This window comes from uncultured Campylobacter sp. (genome assembly GCF_938045225.1).
GTDB lineage: Bacteria > Campylobacterota > Campylobacteria > Campylobacterales > Campylobacteraceae > Campylobacter_A.
Genome location: NZ_CALINL010000137.1, coordinates 1 through 3,338, shown reverse-complemented (window position 1 = coordinate 3,338; position 3,338 = coordinate 1). Strand labels below are relative to the sequence as shown.

1 protein-coding gene and 1 pseudogene are annotated in these 3,338 nt (G+C 46.4%); both read left to right on the top strand.

The window, feature by feature from the left end; all coding sequences use genetic code 11:
- A pseudogene (locus tag Q0200_RS05280) lies at positions 1-728 on the top strand (alpha-2-macroglobulin); the annotation flags it as partial.
- A gap of 130 nt (positions 729-858) precedes the next feature.
- Positions 859-3,338 (top strand): valine--tRNA ligase (locus tag Q0200_RS05275; RefSeq protein ID WP_297938648.1); only part of this gene is annotated, 2,480 nt, incomplete at its 3' end.

Sequence of the window (3,338 nt, the reverse complement as noted above, 5' to 3'; positions counted from 1 at the left end):
ATTCTCTGGTAATGTCAGTGGCTTTTTCAATGGAAATGCAACTAGTAAGCAGCTTGACTTTTGAACTACAGGAGCGCGCGTTTACGCTAAGGGCGCTAAGAGCCTATATCAAGGACGTCTCAAGCGAGAATAAATTTAAGCTAATAGCAGACGGCCGCGAGTTAGACTTTAGCGGCAGAGGCGCTATCAACGTCACTCCGAAAAAGCCTGAAATCACCATCGTGCCGGAGGGTAACGCTAGCGTGTATCTAGGCGTTAGTGCATCAGGCTATAAAAAGCTAGCCGTAAATCATAAATTTGACAAAAGAGGGCTTGATATCTACAGAACTTTCGTCGATAAAGACGGCAAAGAGATAGATATTAATGCGCTTAAAGTAAACGACGTCGTCTACTCTAAACTTACGCTAAGAACGGATAAATTTATCAGAAACGGCGTGATAAATGAGACGATTAGCCCTTGCTTTGAGGTGATAAACGAAAACATCGTACCAAATGCAAGAACGGAGGACACGAAAAGCTCTTTAACGCTCGAGCACCAAAACATAGAGGACGATAGGGTTTTGAGCTTTTACAGTCTTTACCGTAAAGACGATAAAAATACGCTTTATACGCCTCTTCGCGTCGTTATGAGCGGTAAATGCATGCTACCTGCGGTCATCACGGAAAATATGTACGACGAGAGCATGAGCGACTACGATCTAGCTCAGCACGAATTTATCGTCAAATGATCCTTTGCGAAGCGGCTTTTTAGCCGCTTCGCTTTCTTTGCCTAATCTTAAAAATAACCTATTTTAAACATACTATTAGCAAATTTGTAGTAAAATCCGACATTTTTTAAACAATTATTAAGGATAAAATATGGCGGAATTTTACGACGCAAAAGAGATAGAAGATAAATTTTATAAAATTTGGGAAGAACGCGGATATTTCGAGATAGACGCGAACAAAAACATCCGCAAAGACGGCCGTAAATTTTGCATCATGATGCCGCCTCCAAACGTAACGGGCTCGCTTCACATCGGACACGCCCTAACCTTCACACTTCAAGATATCATGACTCGCTACAAGAGGATGGACGGCTACAAGACACTTTGGCAGCCAGGCCTTGATCACGCTGGTATCGCTACTCAAAACGTCGTTGAAAAGCAGCTGCTAAATCAAGGTATCAAAAAAGAAGAGCTTGGACGCGAAAATTTCGTCCAAAAAGTCTGGGAATGGAAAGAAAAAAGCGGCGGTATGATTGTACATCAGATGCGCAAACTAGGCATCTCACCTGCATGGTCGCGCCAAAGATTTACGATGGATGAAGGGCTAAGAAAAGCGGTCAAAAAAGCCTTCGTAAATCTCTACGAAAAAGGGCTCATCGTACGCGAAAACTACATGATAAACTGGTGTACGCACGACGGCGCGCTCAGCGACATCGAGGTTGAGCATAAAGAAAACAAAGGCAAGCTTTATCATTTGAGATACTACCTTGCGGGAGAACAAGATAAATTTATCGTTGTGGCAACAACAAGGCCGGAGACCTACTTCGGCGATACCGCGGTAATGGTCAATCCAAACGACGAGCGCTATAAAAATTTGATCGGCAAAAAAGTAGTATTACCTATAATCGGTCGCGAGATCGAGATCATCGCCGACGAGCACGTCGATATGGAGTTTGGAACGGGTCTTGTAAAAGTCACCCCGGCGCACGACACTAACGACTACGAGGTCGGCAAAAGGCATGATCTAAAATTTATCACCGTTTTTGACGAAAAAGGTATCCTAAACGAGCAGTGCGCGCAGTTTAAGGGGCTTGAGCGACTAGAGGCCAGAGATGCTATCGTCGCAGAGCTAGAAAAGCTCGGAAACGTCGAGAAGATCGAAGACTACGAAAATCAAGTCGGCTACTGCTACCGCTGCAAAAACGTCGTCGAGCCATACATCTCAAAGCAGTGGTTCGTCAAAAAACAGATCGCGGACGACGCGATCGCAAAGGTCGGCGAAGGCTTAGCTAAATTTTACCCGGCCCACTGGATAAACAGCTTTAACGCCTGGATGCGCGAGCTTCGCGACTGGTGTATCTCGCGCCAGCTATGGTGGGGACATCAGATCCCGGTATTTTACTGTGACGCGTGCGGACACGAGTGGGCGGACGAAGGCGAACCGACGCAGTGTCCAAAATGCAAAAGCGCAAATTTCCATCAAGACCCGGATGTCCTTGATACCTGGTTTAGCTCGGGGCTTTGGCCGTTTAGCACGCTTGGCTGGGGTAACGGCGAGGAGCTAAAAAACGAAAAATGGTTTGACGGCGATTTGGCCGAATTTTACCCAAACAACCTACTAATCACCGGCTTTGATATCTTGTTTTTCTGGGTAGCTAGGATGATGTTTCAGGGCGAAAACGCGCTCGGCAAGCTACCGTTTGACGATATCTACCTGCACGCTCTGGTTAAAGACGAGCAAGGCAGAAAGATGAGTAAAAGCCTAGGCAACGTCATCGATCCGCTCGTTAGCATAGACGAATACAGCGCCGACGTCTTGCGATTTACGCTTGCGCTACTTGCCGTGCAGGGGCGCGACATCAAGCTAAGCGACGAAAAGATGAAGCTCGTGAGAAATTTCACGAACAAACTTTACAACGCGAGCAAATATCTGCTGCTAAACGAGTCTAAATTTGCAAATTTAAGCGACGCGAAAATCGAAACGAAGCTTGGTAAGTACATGCTAAGCCGCTTTAACGAGTGCGTGCGCGAGGTGCGAGAAAACATAGACGCCTACCGCTTTAACGACGCGGCAAACGCGATTTATAAATTTTTATGGGACGAGTTTTGCGACTGGGGCATCGAGCTTAGCAAAGCCGACAAAGGCAGCGTAAGGGAGCTTGGAGCGATATTTAAAGAGGCTATGAGACTACTAAGTCCTTTTATGCCGTTTATCTCCGAATACCTTTTCCACGAGCTTAGCGGTTCAAATTTAGAAATCGCGAGCTCGATCATGATAGAGGCGTATCCGCAGACTAACGAGTGCGACTTGCAGATAGAAAAGACATTTGAGCTAGTGATCGAGGCTATCGTCGCGATCCGCCGCGCAAAGGCGACCATCGAGCAAGGCAACTCAAAAATCCCAAAAGCTTTCATCAAGCTAAACGGAAACGAGAATTTGACTGAGGCGACAAACTACATTGCGCTGCTAGCTAAATGCGAACAGATCGAGTTTTGCGACGCCAAAATCGAAAACGCCGCGCGCGACGTGAGCGAAAATTTAGAAGTCTTCGTGCCGCTTGAAGGCGTGGATATGAGCGCGGTGATCATGCGACTGCGGTCGCAAAAAACCAAACTAGAAAAAGAGATAGC